Origin of the sequence: Paenibacillus sp. FSL R10-2778, from assembly GCF_038593035.1 — a bacterium.
Lineage (GTDB): Bacteria > Bacillota > Bacilli > Paenibacillales > Paenibacillaceae > Paenibacillus_AQ > Paenibacillus_AQ odorifer.
Map to the genome: position 1 here is coordinate 4,402,114 of NZ_CP151956.1, position 14,922 is coordinate 4,417,035.

Sequence of the window (14,922 nt, forward strand, 5' to 3'; positions counted from 1 at the left end):
ATACTCTTCCTCTGGTACAATAGAATTAAATGAGGTCATGAACAAAGGTGGGATTGAAGTTGAAAGTTATACCTAACTGTATTACACTTGGCAGAATTATTTTGGCAATAATGCTGTTATTCTTCGAGCCGCTAAGTTCGGCCTTTCTTGCAATTTATATCCTTTGCGGAGTCACCGATCTGATAGATGGTCCAATTGCCCGAAAATCAGGCACAACAAGTCATCTCGGAGCAAAGCTGGATTCTGCTGCCGACACGATACTAATCGGGATCTGCTTATTTACTTTGTATCCGTATCTGGGTCTTACCCTCGAATTCATCCTATGGATCTTCTTAATCGCGGGCTTCCGCATAACATCGATAGGGATTGCCCTCCGCAGATTCAAAACTTACGCAAGTATCCATACCTACGGCAATAAATTCACCGGGCTTCTCTTATTTGTAACTCCTATATGGCTTTCCCATAGTAACCCCACCATTTGGACAACCATTGTCTGTATAGTTGCAACCTTATCCGCTGTGGAAGAATTGATCATCCAAATCACATCCACTCAATTACAGCTGGACAGAAAAGGATGGTTTTACAACCCTCCTAATCAGGAATAATGAAAGACACCGTAGTTCCCACCCCAGGAATACTTTGAATCTTCAAGCCTTGTCCATATAATTGTGTTAATCTCCGATCTGTATTAAGGAGCCCAATTCCTTGATCCTTAAGACTTTTTGGTTGCAATAACTTACTGACTTGAGCTTCATCCATTCCAATCCCCGTATCAGCAATGATAAAATGAACAGCCTCCGCATGTGTCTCGATGTGAATACGCAAGGTTCCACCTTTTGCCCGACTTAAGATCCCATGCCGGACGGCGTTCTCGACCAGTGGCTGAATGGTCAGCGGAGGAATTAGAAGCTGTAGATTCGCGTCTACCTCCCATTCAACCTGCAGCCTCTCCTCAAAACGCTGCTGCTGGATATATACATAATTCTCGACCAGCTCCAGCTCTTGCGACAGCGAAACAAGTTTGCCTGCATTTAAGAAGTCAAAGCTGATCCGCAGATAAGTAGTGAATGCATCTGAAAGATCTTTCATTTTGACAGTGTCAAAATCACTCAAGGACATAATCGAATTTAATGTATTAAAGAGAAAATGTGGATGGATCTGCGCTTGTAAATAAGCAGCCTCCATTCTCAAACGATCATTGACTGCTTGCTTCATAGAAGTGAGCGACGAAGCACGATACTTCAATTCCATGGCATCTACTGGCTTGGGTACATAGTCATTAGCTCCAGCCAAGAAACCTGCGTAAACATCCTCCTGCTCACTGCGAGCGGTCAATAGAATAATAGGAAGTTCATACATCGTGAACCGCTCGCGTATCAATCTTGTCAATTCATATCCAGACATGCCCGGCATCATCACATCAGCGATAACCAAATCGAACTGCTCATGATGCAACATATCCAGCGCCTCACGGGCTGAAGTCGTTGTATCAATCCGATAGGCTCCATCTGATAAAATATTTTGCAGAACTTTTAAATTGACCGAATCATCATCAACCGCCAGCACATGTATGATGTCAGCGTCTGTATCGAGCTTCGAGAGTGCCTCTACTTCCTTTGTGTTATAGGTGGCAGCCACCATAGCTGATTTCTCCGCAGTTATCCACGTGCTGAATGGTGACAATGGATCCGAATCTTTTTCTGTATGAACATCTGGAATAGATGACTGCAGGCTCCCTTTGGCTACAGGTAATTTAAAGCTGAACTTACTTCCCTGACCCGGCTGCGATTGCAGCAATAATTCACTGCCATGCAGTTCGACCAGCTCCTTACAGATACTAAGCCCCAACCCAATGCCGCCTTGACCGTAAGCCCCTTGTTCATAGCGCATAAAAACACGCTTTTTCAAAGCTTCATCCATACCTACTCCTGTATCCGTAACATGTATCCATACATCCCCACCCACTTGTTCTGCGGCCAGTTCAACACTTCCCTGTTCGGTGTACTTTAGTGCGTTATGAACTAAATTAATCAGAATCTGCACCAATCGCTCCTCATCAGCATAAACACGAGGCAGATTCTCATCTATAGACATTCGAAGCTCCACCTTCGTCCCACCGGTTAAGAAACGTAACATATCCATTACACCTTCAGCCAATGACCTCACTTGCAGCGCCTTTATATTCATCACAATCCGCTTATCCTGCAATCGCACAACATCAAGCAAGTCATTCAGCATAAGCGACATCCGGCGACTGACCATAATTAGCAATTCCATGTCACGCTGGCTCTCTTCATCCAGCACATGTTTTTTTCTTGTTAACACACTTTGGGCAATATTCATAATCCCATGCAGTGGAGTGCGCAGCTCATGTGACGTATTGGCTAGAAAACGGTCCTTTAATTTATTGGATTCCGCCAATTGAGCGTTCAGTAACACATTTTGATGGGATTGATGAAAATATCTCCTAAACCAATAGGCGGAAAATGCGGCAAGGGCAGCAATTAAATCTACGGGATAAAACATAAATTGTGAGCTACCGGCATAGTAGACAGCCCCCCACAACATATTATTTAGTACTGCTAACACTGAAAACAATAAAAATAGAGCACCTTCAGCTCGTAAGGCTACCATCTTCCAAAAATAATATACCGTCCAACACACTGGAACGTAATACAGGATCATGTAATACCCTTTTCCGATGACATATAACACTGCCTCTTCAGGACCTACAATAATAAATAAAGTAAAAATGAGAACTGACAGGATGTAACTATAAAACGCCTTGCCTTTCCGTCGATTCCCCAATAGTTCTCTTCCCATCAATAAAAGGAATAAACAAAACCCTATATACGAAAGAACCTTTAACCTCAGCATCCAGGCAAAATCAACATGAAGAAACCTGAACAACAGTCCATTATGTTCAACCCCAATGGATACAGCCGCAGCGACCATCATTAGGAAAAAAATAATCAGCTCTGTTTTTCGTACATCCATCAGATAGATAATCAATAAATACAACCCATGTAGAAGAAGCATGACCCCTACGACTAGCTGCAAGCCAATGGAATTCCAGTATATAGTGTCTACCCCATGTTGAATGCCAAACTCCACGGACCGAATTATGCCCCCTTTTAGTGGAGACTCATAGTTTGACGTCCGAACAAACAGATCCAGATGCTTCTGATCTGTAGGTGTATAACTGATTAAGAATGCTTTCGTCACATAAACATGCTCTTCCTTCTCGTCAGATAACACTCCAAACCGTGAGAGGACTGTTCCATTAATCTCCACTTCAGAAGAAGTATAGATGGATTGGAACCAAAAGCTAAGTGGCTCAGACAAGGGACGATCTAGCAGAATCCGCAAATGATAAGTTCCGTATCCATACGCCTTCTTTTGCTCAGCAGAATTGAATACAGAATTCCAGTTACCCGGCACCTGAAGCATCTGGCCTTTTAAAACACTATCCATATTGGCAGCGTTCACCCATTGTTCAGGATAAAACTCCCATTCTCCATCCAATGGAAAGGAGCTTAGTGATTCAAGGTCTACTCCCCGCAAATCGAGCACACCTTGCTCCACTACAGGAGGATTAGACAGATTAAAATGATTGTACCAGCTCCAGCGTATTGCAATCAGCAGGCAGATGAATACTACTATGTACAACATATGACTTAACTTAATTTTATTCTCCGAAGTTCTCATAGACTCCTCATTCGTCAATAGTATTTAATAGTGCTATATCCCTATCTCCAACTTTGAGCAATACAGTATGATTATACTATATTAAGAGGCCTATAGACGTATGTATTCCTATGTTCAGAGGAAAAAAATCAACCATCCCATAGAGCAGATGGTCGATTCTTTTATTGCGATTTATTGATTAAAGCAGATCGCATCGCGGCGAACTTACTAGGCATTACTCCCACATTTGTTTTGAACGTCCGACTGAACAGACTCATCCTTAACGCTCCTTCCAATGTGGGTTTCGATGGGGTTAGATTTCCAGTGATGAGAATACTTTATCGAAGCCTGCTTTGGAACGAGAAAATAATTCAGATGAACTTTGTGATGAAGCTGGCGCTAGCACTTCTTGAGCGATAACGCCCTTGTATCCGATCTTTTTCAAGCTTCCCAAGAATCCGGTAAGATCAATGGATCCTTCCCCTGGATACAATCGATCGGAATCAAGCAATTCCTCTATCAGCAGAGGTTTAGCATCATTAATATGGACATACGCAATTTGATGCGGTTGTAATTTCAGCAGGTCCTCACTCGTTAATCCATTCGTATGCCAATGATAGGAATCCAGTAACAAACCGATATTTCTCACTTGAATTGTATCCATCCAGTCCAACGTATCTTGCATCGTCCAGATTAGCGGATTTGCCCATTGTGTACGTAAGTGATGAGGACCAACGAACTCTAAGGCTAGCGAAATACCATAGGCGCCTAATATTTCTGCACATAGTCTTAAACGTCTAGTGGCTGCAATCATGAACGGTGCGACCGGAAGATCTGTCGAAGGCAAAATATAGGTACAGCATGTGGTGCAATTTAATGCAGCAGCGGCCTCAACCATCAGCGTAAGCGATTTCAGACTTTTCCTAAAGCTTTCCTCTGTCGTGCGCCAATCTACCTCTAAACCAAATGATCCTAGCATGATGCCTTGACTTTCCAGTAATTGGATGGACCCATCCTTGCCATACTGCTGTACCAACTCTAATGGATTGACGTCTATGGCCTGAAACCCGAATTGGCTCGCAAGTCTGATATATTCTTCATTAGAAGCAATTTCTCCCAAACCCGCTGTTGTTAATCCTCTTATCATCGTCGTTCTCCCCCTTTATGACCAATCAAACAGTACGCCATTGTACTGGGTACCCATTCCAAGTCTAGCGCATTTGGCACTCGAATAAAACACCTCAGAGGACATGTCATTCCTTTCATTTTCGTTCAAAGATCCTTATACTTGCTTGGAGAAGCATTTCAAGGGAGAATGAAAAGTATGGACATAAAAAAATTACAATACTTTATCGCAGTAGCAGAGGAACTGCATTTTAACCGTGCAGCAGAGAAGCTAAATATGACGCAGCCTCCCTTAAGCCAGCAAATTCAAGCTCTGGAGAATGAAATTGGTGTGAAACTATTAGAACGGAATAAAAGACAAGTTCGTCTCACGTCAGCAGGGGCGGTATTTCTAGAGGAGGCTAAATCCATTTTATCTCAACTGGAACGCTCTATTAAAACAACACAATTAGTCGATCAAGGAATTATCGGACATTTGAACATTGGATTTATAGATTCTGCAGCTGGTGGAGTATTGGTTAATATGTTAAAAATGTTTCGGGAACGTTATCCACAAGTCCAACTCACATTACATGAGATGACGTCTGCTCAGCAGTGGCAGGCTTTACATGAAGGAACGATTCACATTGGATTTGTACGTTATACAGAGTCGGGCAAACATATCGAGCATCGTCCCTTAGTCAATGAATCGCTTATTGCCGTTTTGCCAGAGCAGCATCACCTAGCTCAATTACCGGTGTTATCCATTCGCTCTTTAGCTTTAGAGCCGTTTATATCGTTCCCACGTCATTTAGGAGCACCTTTTCATGACCTCATTATGAGCTTCTGCGCCCAACACGACGTGTATCCGAATGTTGTACAGGAAGCCATTCAGATGTACACCATTGTAAACTTGGTAGCTGCTAATCTTGGAGTTTCCATTGTGCCCTCTTCAGTTGCTATTTTTCAGCGTGAAGGTGTCGCATTTCGTCCTTTTGAAGAAAGCACACCATCGATTCCCCTTTATGCCGCTTGGAGAACCGATTGCGATCGTGCCTCCTTATCCGCGTTACTAGAGATCATAGGACAAATGAGTTCAGAAGCTATTAATGGTGAATAATATAATATTCAGCCCGTTTTTCTAGGATCACGTTCAACGAGTCCTTCTAGCACCCTATCGATTTCCAACATCACTTCCCTATCCAGACGAACTCCCGCAGCTTTGGCATTTTCTATAACCTGCTTAGGTTTGGATGCCCCAATAATTGCAGATGAGACTTGTGGATTTTGCAACACCCATGCTATAGCCAACTGCGGAAGCGTCAACCCAACTTCGCTGGCGATGGAAGAGAGATTCGAGACCGCCTCAAGCACCACAGTCCGAAGCCACTGACCCGCCAATTTATTCATAAATGGTGAGCCCGCAGCTGTTGAAGCACGAGAACCCTCTGGCAATGGTTGACCTGGCATATATTTGCCTGACAGAATCCCTTGAGCAAGCGGCGACCAGACCACCTGTCCAATCCCTTCCCGCTCACAAGCTTGAACTACCTCCGTCTCCATCACGCGCCATAACATCGAATATTGAGGTTGACTAGCCACCAATGGCACCTTCAATTCCCTCGCCAAAACAGCACCTTCTGCTATCTGATCCGCCGTCCACTCACTTATCCCGACATAGAGAACCTTACCTTGACGCACCAGATCCGAAAAAGCCAAGAAGGTCTCTTCAAGGGATACTGTTGCGTCAAAGCGATGCGCATAATAGATATCAATATAATCGGTCTGTAATCTGTTCAGTGAAGCATGGCACGCCTCCATAATATGCTTGCGGGACAGACCTCTTGCGTTACGTCCCGTCCCTGTGGGATGGCACACCTTGGTACACAATTCGATATCAGCTCTGTGCACTCCTTTTAATGCTTGGCCCAGCACCATCTCAGCTTTCGTATCGGAATATACATCTGCAGTATCAAATGTTGTGATCCCTACATCCAATGCAGCGAGAACACAAGCATGGGCAGTATCATTGTCCACTTGAGCACCATGTGTAATCCAATTACCATAAGCAATCTCACTTAGATGTAAGCCACTCGTTCCTAATTTGCGATAGTTCATTTTATACCCTCCTTTAGATAACAATCTGATTGTAACAAAGAGATATTAATACGAGAAATACTCTTTAAGATGCGGTTTAATTCAAAAAAGATATTACTGAGATCCTTAAAGATAATAAAAAAAACGCCCTTTAGGCGTTTTTTTCGGTAAATATTCTGTTTCGAAACTCTAACTTCGCCTATACTCCGGTGAGTATTAACCACCAAGCTTTGTTACCGCACCACAACTAACAGTACAATAATTCCGAGCCAAAACAGCCAGCTTACTGGGTGACCGAAATTTAATCCCCAGCCGACTCCGAGCCTTTTCTTGACGATTAGGTTTGGATCTTTACGATTGAAATAAATCATACCTAATCGCCATTTATCATCATCATGGACAGGTCTGACATTGGAGCTATCGGCAGATCGCTCCAAGCGGCTTTCGCCCTGACCAGCCCAGAACGTTAAGGCCAAGGCGTATAGGATGACAAGGGCTATTATGATTAGGATAATAGGGATAGCGAAACTCATGTTAAGCAGAGATATCATGTTTAGTTGCACGACGGAAAACAGGATAACTATTAAGAAGCTTGCTGTAAGCATAAAATATGACCAAGTACGGCGGTAAGCTGCGTCTTGTCTGATGGAACGGTTAGGATCATTGGGTTGAACCTGCTGCTTTACTCTGCGAATACTCCAATTCTCAAATATGAACAAAAGTGTTATGAACACTTGCATGATCGTAGGCATAAACACAGAACTAAAAGATTTAGCTGCATAGCGGTCTACGTTCCAACTGCTGTTGTAATGGATCGGAATCTGATCAGGAATCAGATCGTAGTTGCGCAGCACAGTTACAATACTAACAACAGTAATTAAAACATGAATGAGGAACCAATTATTAGACAAGCCAATGTTTATTTTCCGAAATCCAGTGTCCACTGCCATGATCGATGGTTCCAGAGCAATAGGCAGCATAGGTAGTAAACTTTTCATTTTGAAATGATAGCTAATGTTTATGACTAGGGAGATTACGACCATGGCGAGTGAATAAGTGACAATGATCCAACTTTGTTGCTTGGAATGTTCATCACCGTATATTAGACAGAGGATACAAACAATGAATAGGATGGTATGCACGGTAGCACTAATCCTAGCATATGACTTCCGCATCTGGCGCAGAGGCTCACTATGGAATTGTACAGGGCTGACGGTGACCCCAAAACTAATCGTCTCTCTTGTTAAATAAGGCATGCTTACCATGAGTACAATGGCAGGTACAAATACAAAGATCATTACTATAACAGGCATTATCGTCATATCATTCGCCTCCTCTTATACATAAGTGTGTATTTAAAAACTCTATAACCCTTATAGCATAGGCGATTCAGCGCTATGCCTTTTTGCGTATGATGATCCTATTAACTTAGGATAGGTGATCGACTTGAACATAAATTTTATTATAATCGATTTTAGTGACTGTAGGGGTGAAATTAACAATTTATCCAGTTTTTTTGCTACGCAGAGCTACTCATCTGAAAACTGAATTATGGCAAGTACATCTGTTTGAAATTCTGTGTAGGTAAAGGACTCGCCTCGTATCTGCAATGGTGCGGATCACTGCGTCAGAGTATAAATAAGTCCATCCATGCTTAATATAGTACTTGCTCAGGTTTGTTCCATTAACTCATGTATGGTCATATGCAGCACTTCTTTAGCATTTACAAGAATGTACTCCGCTACTTTTTTCTCTGATTCTGGCAATTCATTTAAGTCTAGCTCAATTTGCGAAATCATACTTCCCCGCAATTATACCCGCTCCAACAAATGCAGGAATCATTAGTATGAAAATATTTCCGATTTTTCGCAAAAAGTTCTTGAACGGTTTATCATTCTTCTTTTTAAGCTGCCCCTTCATTTGTGCACTTTGTGCTTGTAATTGCTCAGCCGAAGTCGCTAATTTCCTAATCCTCATTTAGACTATATTGAGCAATCTAAATTTTGTATCACTTCTATGATTCCACACGTTCCATTATTGACGAAATTTTTTTTCAACATTAAACTATAAGTTAAGAAATTAAATTTCAAAAAAACCTTTTTTTTCATTTATTAAATTTATCCCAACATTACGGCGCAGGAGGAAATGAAAGATGACGACGACACCAAACATCATCGTAATGAACCATCCAACTAGAGAGCAGCTTGAAAAGATTTACGATATTTTAGATGAATGCTTTTCCGTAGGCCGAGCTTATTTCCAAGAAAGATTAGACCTAGACACCACATATGATCCAGATACAACATGGTTTGCGATGGTTGACGATAAGATTGCATCTAATGTACAAATTTTTCCGTTTCATATTAGAGTCGGTCAAGCGATCTTGAAAACGGGTGCAATGGGGAGTGTCGGTACAGATCTAAATTACCGCGGGCTGGGGCTTGCACACAAAATTCTTCATGCGCAGACCAACTATATGAAAGAAACCGATTATGATATAAGCTTGCTTTTGGCTAGTAAGCATGCGTTTTATGAAAAAGCTGGCTGGAGACTTATTCCCGAGACTGCTTTCGCAATTGAAAAACCAGCAAGTTTGGAGCAGCAGCAAAGCAGTGATGAAATCATTCCTTTTGAAGCCTGTTATCTCGATGATATCCGTTTCATCTATGAACAATTTAATAAGAATCGTACCTACACCGTGATCCGAAGTAAACCGTATTGGAATGATTTATTGACCTGGCCGGAATGGAAGAAAGTTGACTGCTTGCTCCTTCGCAGAAATGGAAAAATCGTCGCTTATGGCATCATTGAAAAGAAAGATACTGAACAAGTATTTATTAATGAATTATTGTATTTGAACGAAGCCGAAAACGGTGTTGAAGCTTTGTTTCATGCCTTATGTCAGCTGCGCCAAAATGCAAAGCAAATATTAGCGATGCTCCCAGAGGACCATAAGCTATATTCCTATTACCAACAGCATCAAGCAAATTCAATTCAAATCAATATGGCGATGTGGAAAATGATCAATCTCAGTTCAACTTTCCATAAGCTTCAGCCTGAATTAGAAGATCGCCTAAACCGTAGCAACCTAATTGCAGGCCAGGAGCTGCATATTGCACTTCGCAGCAATGAGGACTGTATCTACTTGGATTATAAGCAAAAGCAGCTTTCTGTTTCCGATGCTAGTAATCATACCAATCCCTATACTTCAATAGAAGTAGATGAACGCGAGCTAATGACTTATATCATGTTCGGCTATAATGAAGCAGGCGCAGCAAAGGACAGTACGGAGGACGCTAACATCCTTCAAGCTCTATTTCCGAAACAACAAGCCGTGTTTTATTTGACCGATAAATTTTAAGCCATTTTTGATTCCTACCATTTTAAAATAAGGGTGTGTCGCAAGTCCAACTGCTCGGACTTATGACACACCCTTATTTTTCCATATCGATAAAAACTAGTCGTTGTTCATTTTTGATCTTCCTAACAGGACAGCACCGTAGGCTGCATCCTTAATCGGCAAAATCAGCTTTGTTTGCGGGTAACTCTGTGCGAGCTTTCGCTCCAAGGCTTCTTTCACAAAGCGAGACTTTTGCAGCACACTTCCTGCAATCGCAATCGGACTTTCATATAGCTTAAGCCGTTCAATAACAGGCACAACAAGCTCATATAGATTGGCTGCACATTTCTCCGCTAACGCTAGTGCATGTGCATCGCCCTTCTCGCATGCGGTCGTCATAATCGGTGCGAGCTGCGCAATATCTTTTTTCGTCGTATTTTTATCATAAACAAAGCCAATAATCTCTTTCACAGTACTTAAGCCAAGCCGCTCATATACCATCGCTGGGATGACCGTATCGGTTATTCTTCCGTCATCCACTTGAACTAATGCGGATAATAGATCCCGCCCAATGCTATAACCGCTTCCCTCGTCATCAATCAAATGACCAAAGCCTCCTGTGCGATGCTGCTCTCCTTTTTCATTGACCCCGAAGCAAATCGATCCTGTACCGGCAATGAGAATGATGCCTTGCATCGCATTTTGTGCCCCGTATAATGCAGTTTCTTGATCGCCTGTAATCGTTAATGGCCCGATATAACCGTTATTTCTCACATGCTGCTCCAAAAAATTGATGACCAGCGGATTACTTATTCCTGCCGCACCTATACATATATGAGCAACTTCTTGTAAATTACCGCAGTAGAGCTTCGTTTGACTAAAAATTCCCTCAAAGGAGGCGGCAATAGCATCAGCATCACCACCGTTATAATTAATAGGCCCTACAGTAAAGGTGAATAAAGAGTCTTCCTGGTCATGCGTAATGGTGACAGCTGTTTTCGTGCCACCCCCATCAATTCCAACGATAAATGCCATACCTATGTCCCCTTGTTGTACTTTTTTCAAAGATAAGAATTTATATGTTTCACGCGATATATTATCCTTATATTTCTCGCAGAAACGCTTGCCGTCCTTGAAAGGACGCCGAAGGCGTTTATGCTTGTCTACATCTGAATCGTAATCTTGGCGGTGGGTACAACCTCACCATTTAGGATTGGAAGGAGTGATTTGAATGCATCAAGTGTATACTCAAATGCCGCAATTCCGCAGAACTCGCCTTCGATTAACGGTAAATCATACGGGCGACCTAATGTAATGGCCGTTACTTTGCAGCCTGCTGCCAGCAGCTTCTGAACAAGCGCAAGCTGACCTTTGTTTTCACGCGCATTGAACAAGCCGATAACAATATGCTTGTAGCCTTGTACCTTTGGCAGCGCAGCGTTGATTTGTTCCTCGCTCGGGTCAATGTCGATAATCTCATAAGCTGTATTGAAATGCTCCCCCATATATTGCGGAAAGCTAAGAGCTTGATTCAAGCTGCTGGACGCAAGATCGGTGCGGTATGAATAGGAACCCATAAATAACACTTGCTCGTCACCGGTATGAATGGGCTGGAGCTCACCTTTCATGAGGCAGATCGTTTCCGTACGCATTAGCTCATTTGCTCGGCGATGTACATCGCAGCCAACTAGTTCATAATCCAGCTCCTCAATCGTCGCATATTGTGCTTTATAAGCTAAAATTTTTGTAACAGCTGCATCAATCAGCGCTTCATCCAAATCACCGGTGGCTACAGCTTCTTCGATCAAATGAATCGCTTCCTTCACTGTCTCAGGAGTATGGCTAATGAATACCAAATCAATACCTGCTTTAACAGCTCCTAACGCTCCTTTTGCCGTACCATAGTATCGTTTGATCGCGTCCATTTCTAAACAATCCGATACAACTAACCCTTTATATCCTAATTTTCCTTTTAATATCTCTGTAATAATGGTATGAGACATAGTTCCGGGCACACCGGATTTTTCAATTTTCGGAAATAAAATATGTGCACTCATAATCGCTTGAGCGCCTTGCTCAATTGCGGCCTTAAACGGCAGCAGCTCAAGCTGCTCTAATTCCTCAAGTGTTTTTTCAATGGTAGGCAAGCCAATATGTGAATCGACATTTGTATCACCATGACCTGGAAAATGCTTAAGTGAGGACATGACGCTTCCATCGAGCAATCCCTTCATCATTTGAATTCCATACTGGGATACTGTTGCAACAGAATCACCATAGGAACGAACATTTATGACTGGATTCAATGCATTATTGTTAACGTCCATAACTGGAGCTAGATTAAAATTAATACCTAATGCTTTCAATTCTCTGGCAGTCATTCTGCCTGCTGCATACGCATTTTCAGGTCGTCCTGAAGAAGCAATTGCCATGGCTCCAGCAACATTGGTCGCGTCTTTAGGCATACGAGTGACTCGACCGCCTTCTTGGTCGATCGTAATAAAGCCCGGGATACCAGTATGTGTCGTGTACCATTGCTGCAGCTCAGTAACAAGCTCGCCTAATTGATATTTATTGTCGATATTATGTGAGAATAAAATAATATTGCCGACTTTATAATGCTCAATAACTTCCTTCAGCTCAGGAGTGATCTCGGTTGAAGGGAAGCCTGTTACGAACATTTGTCCAATCTTTTCGCGCAGGCTCATATGTTCTATTGTTCTCATCAATTATTCACCTTCCTCTAGCGATATAAATGATACTGCTGTGTTATTTCTGCAAATTGCTTGCTTTCCGCTGCAAACTGTTCAAGCAGCTGCTTGGCTTGCATATTGTCCGTACGATACATGTTGTCTCCCCCCAGCAAATCGATAAATGGACGAGAGCCCTCCTTCACAGGAGGCAGGAATGAAAATTGCTCGTACAAATCTCTTATCGCAAATAATAAGGTTACCCCAACTTCTAAAGGCCTCAGCACTTGGAGATCTGTAATGTAAATTTGTACCCCGCCGCATAGCTCGCCACAATGTTTAGATGACGTTGGCTTGAAATGAACTGGACGAAAAAACACACCCGGGATACCTTTTGCATTCATCTCATCTGCCAATTGCTGCGCTTGAATGAACGGAGCACCAATCATTTCAAAAGGGAACGTTGTTCCACGTCCTTCGGAGCAGTTTGTGCCTTCAAATAAACATGTTCCTGTATATAATAACGCCGTTTCATATCGTGGTATTCCAAGTGAAGGATGAACCCAAGTTAATCCTGTATCCGGGAAGGACATGCTCCGTTCCCAGCCTTCCAAACGAACGACATGCAGCGATGCATTCCAATTCATTTGATCATTTGCCATCGTTGCTACCTCACCTGCTGTTAAGCCGTATCGTACGGCTAGCTCGTAATTTCCAACAAATGATTTGAAGCCGGGCTTCAAGACATTCCCTTCTACCGTTACCCCGTTAAGCGGATTAACACGATCAAGAACAACAAATTCTACACCTGCATTTGCACAATCTTCAAGTGCATACAGCATCGTATAAATAAATGTGTAATAGCGAACACCAACATCTTGAATATCGTATACAATGATGTCTACTTCATTCAGCATTTCTTTTGTTAAACGCTTGGAGTCTTTACGGTACAAGCTATAGACTGGAACATTCGTAAAAGGATCCATGTAAGTGTCTACTACTGCCCCTGCATCCAAATCTCCGCGAACGCCATGCTCAGGTGAAAACATCGCAGCAAGATTAAAATTTTCATGTAAAATAGTAATCGTTGATGCAAAATCCTTCGTAAGACCTGTCGGCGCTGTAATCAATCCTACGCGCTTACCTTCGAACAAATAACGATAATTCGTTATAGAATCAATCCCATTTAACACCATATGAAGCTGCCTCCTAGCTGCTTTTTCGCATAAATGGATAGAACAAGGGAATGTTTCCTGCAATACATAGAAACACTCCCTCTTAGCTAGTTGAATAGTTACCAAAGACTAGACTGCCTAACCTTCACCGTTTCAGCTGGCACCATAAATGCTTCTGCATATGTCTTTCTTGCTTCACAGCCGCGAACAACTGCTAGTGCTTTATAGTAATCCATGTATTTGAAAGATTTGCTATTCGTCACAAACCAATGCTTGCTTAAAGCATCTATCCATAGATCAAATGCCGCTTGATCGAAATCCACATATACGTAAGGGACATAATCAACCGCATCCTCCCAGTTTTCGGAGTAATATAATCTTGCTGCAAAGTGCGCGGGGAGCGCTCGTTCAAAGGATGATAGACTTGCGAAGAAACGGGCATCATTTACGATATGATGCGTTAGCGCATGGTCCTTATGCATACTGTTTTTCCAGTGTGTAATAATAATGTTAGGCTTCACGCGACGAATTACATCACAAACCTCCATACGAATTTCTTGATTGTCAGGCAACTCTCCGTCACAATAATCATCGAATACAATGGCTTCACCACCTAGCATATCCGCAAAAACCTGTGCCTCTTTCACTTTTTGCTGACGATATTCCTTCATATCCTGTCCTGCCGGGACCCCTCGTTCACCCGCAGTTAACGCTAATGTCACAATGCGATCTCCCTTTAAACTATGACTAGCGAGTACACCACCAGAAGCTAGCTCCACATCACCAACATGCGCTCCAATTGCTAATACTGTGAATTTTTCGCTCATCT

The 14,922-nt window shown here is 42.5% G+C and carries 12 protein-coding genes and 1 pseudogene; 3 read left to right on the forward strand and 10 right to left on the reverse strand.

The annotated features are described in order from the left end of the window. Nucleotides 1-59 precede the first annotated feature (59 nt). Entirely contained in the window at nt 60-605 is a 546-nt protein-coding gene (locus NST40_RS19895; protein WP_076276235.1) for a CDP-alcohol phosphatidyltransferase family protein, read from the forward strand. On the opposite strand, the gene NST40_RS19900 is transcribed toward NST40_RS19895, so the two are convergent. Further along, complete coding sequence (locus tag NST40_RS19900) at nt 592-3,708, reverse strand: ATP-binding protein (protein WP_342409916.1); 3,117 nt, start codon at nt 3,706-3,708, stop codon at nt 592-594. The genes NST40_RS19895 and NST40_RS19900 overlap by 14 nt on opposite strands. Before the next feature lie 292 nt (nt 3,709-4,000). Beyond that, a complete protein-coding gene (locus NST40_RS19905) occupies nt 4,001-4,834 on the reverse strand; it encodes a sugar phosphate isomerase/epimerase (protein ID WP_076276169.1) in 834 nt (277 codons plus the stop codon). Nucleotides 4,835-5,011: 177 nt separating this feature from the next. Here NST40_RS19905 and NST40_RS19910 point away from each other — a divergent pair, with 177 nt between their 5' ends. Next, nucleotides 5,012-5,911 carry a LysR family transcriptional regulator gene (locus NST40_RS19910; protein WP_076220039.1) on the forward strand — a complete coding sequence of 300 codons (900 nt, stop codon included), beginning with the start codon at nt 5,012-5,014 and terminating at the stop codon, nt 5,909-5,911. Nucleotides 5,912-5,919: 8 nt separating this feature from the next. On the opposite strand, the gene NST40_RS19915 is transcribed toward NST40_RS19910, so the two are convergent. From NST40_RS19915 to NST40_RS19930, 4 genes and pseudogenes are all read right to left on the reverse strand, one after another. Further along, complete coding sequence (locus NST40_RS19915) at nt 5,920-6,909, reverse strand: aldo/keto reductase family protein (protein WP_076220040.1); 990 nt, start codon at nt 6,907-6,909, stop codon at nt 5,920-5,922. A 212-nt stretch (nt 6,910-7,121) separates the two neighbouring features. Next, complete coding sequence (locus NST40_RS19920) at nt 7,122-8,210, reverse strand: DUF1648 domain-containing protein (protein ID WP_076220041.1); 1,089 nt, start codon at nt 8,208-8,210, stop codon at nt 7,122-7,124. 348 nt (nt 8,211-8,558) lie between these two features. Continuing rightward, a complete protein-coding gene (locus NST40_RS19925; protein WP_081393586.1) occupies nt 8,559-8,687 on the reverse strand; it encodes a hypothetical protein in 129 nt (42 codons plus the stop codon). Further along, a pseudogene (locus tag NST40_RS19930) lies at nt 8,677-8,811 on the reverse strand (PTS sugar transporter subunit IIC); the annotation flags it as partial. The pseudogene NST40_RS19930 and the gene NST40_RS19925, both read right to left, overlap by 11 nt. 229 nt (nt 8,812-9,040) lie before the next feature. On the opposite strand from NST40_RS19930, the gene NST40_RS19935 reads away from it, so the two are divergent. Next, nucleotides 9,041-10,249 (forward strand): GNAT family N-acetyltransferase, encoded by a 1,209-nt coding sequence (locus NST40_RS19935; RefSeq protein ID WP_342409917.1) that lies wholly within the window; start codon nt 9,041-9,043, stop codon nt 10,247-10,249. Nucleotides 10,250-10,345: 96 nt separating this feature from the next. Here the strand turns inward: NST40_RS19935 and NST40_RS19940 are convergent, their stop codons facing one another. From NST40_RS19940 to NST40_RS19955, 4 genes are all read right to left on the reverse strand, one after another. Continuing rightward, the gene (locus NST40_RS19940) at nt 10,346-11,263 is read right to left on the reverse strand and encodes a BadF/BadG/BcrA/BcrD ATPase family protein (protein ID WP_342409918.1); all 918 of its coding nucleotides are present in this window, start codon (nt 11,261-11,263) and stop codon (nt 10,346-10,348) included. A 128-nt stretch (nt 11,264-11,391) separates the two neighbouring features. After that, nucleotides 11,392-12,954 carry a glycoside hydrolase family 3 protein gene (locus NST40_RS19945; protein WP_076220045.1) on the reverse strand — a complete coding sequence of 521 codons (1,563 nt, stop codon included), beginning with the start codon at nt 12,952-12,954 and terminating at the stop codon, nt 11,392-11,394. A 17-nt stretch (nt 12,955-12,971) separates the two neighbouring features. Further along, a complete protein-coding gene (locus tag NST40_RS19950) occupies nt 12,972-14,114 on the reverse strand; it encodes a DUF1343 domain-containing protein (protein ID WP_076276166.1) in 1,143 nt (380 codons plus the stop codon). A gap of 98 nt (nt 14,115-14,212) precedes the next feature. Continuing rightward, complete coding sequence (locus NST40_RS19955; protein WP_076106428.1) at nt 14,213-14,920, reverse strand: PIG-L family deacetylase; 708 nt, start codon at nt 14,918-14,920, stop codon at nt 14,213-14,215. Nucleotides 14,921-14,922 lie beyond the last annotated feature (2 nt).

What these genes read in the sequence shown, in the direction of transcription:
- NST40_RS19900 (WP_342409916.1), bottom strand. Translation starts at nt 3,708, where the DNA reads ATGAGAACTTCGGAGAATAAAATTAAGTTAAGTCATATGTTGTACATA.
- NST40_RS19905 (WP_076276169.1), bottom strand. Translation starts at nt 4,834, where the DNA reads ATGATAAGAGGATTAACAACAGCGGGTTTGGGAGAAATTGCTTCTAAT.
- NST40_RS19910 (WP_076220039.1), top strand. Translation starts at nt 5,012, where the DNA reads ATGGACATAAAAAAATTACAATACTTTATCGCAGTAGCAGAGGAACTG.
- NST40_RS19915 (WP_076220040.1), bottom strand. Translation starts at nt 6,909, where the DNA reads ATGAACTATCGCAAATTAGGAACGAGTGGCTTACATCTAAGTGAGATT.
- NST40_RS19920 (WP_076220041.1), bottom strand. Translation starts at nt 8,210, where the DNA reads ATGACGATAATGCCTGTTATAGTAATGATCTTTGTATTTGTACCTGCC.
- NST40_RS19925 (WP_081393586.1), bottom strand. Translation starts at nt 8,687, where the DNA reads ATGATTTCGCAAATTGAGCTAGACTTAAATGAATTGCCAGAATCAGAG.
- NST40_RS19935 (WP_342409917.1), top strand. Translation starts at nt 9,041, where the DNA reads ATGACGACGACACCAAACATCATCGTAATGAACCATCCAACTAGAGAG.
- NST40_RS19940 (WP_342409918.1), bottom strand. Translation starts at nt 11,263, where the DNA reads ATGGCATTTATCGTTGGAATTGATGGGGGTGGCACGAAAACAGCTGTC.
- NST40_RS19945 (WP_076220045.1), bottom strand. Translation starts at nt 12,954, where the DNA reads ATGAGAACAATAGAACATATGAGCCTGCGCGAAAAGATTGGACAAATG.
- NST40_RS19950 (WP_076276166.1), bottom strand. Translation starts at nt 14,114, where the DNA reads ATGGTGTTAAATGGGATTGATTCTATAACGAATTATCGTTATTTGTTC.
- NST40_RS19955 (WP_076106428.1), bottom strand. Translation starts at nt 14,920, where the DNA reads ATGAGCGAAAAATTCACAGTATTAGCAATTGGAGCGCATGTTGGTGAT.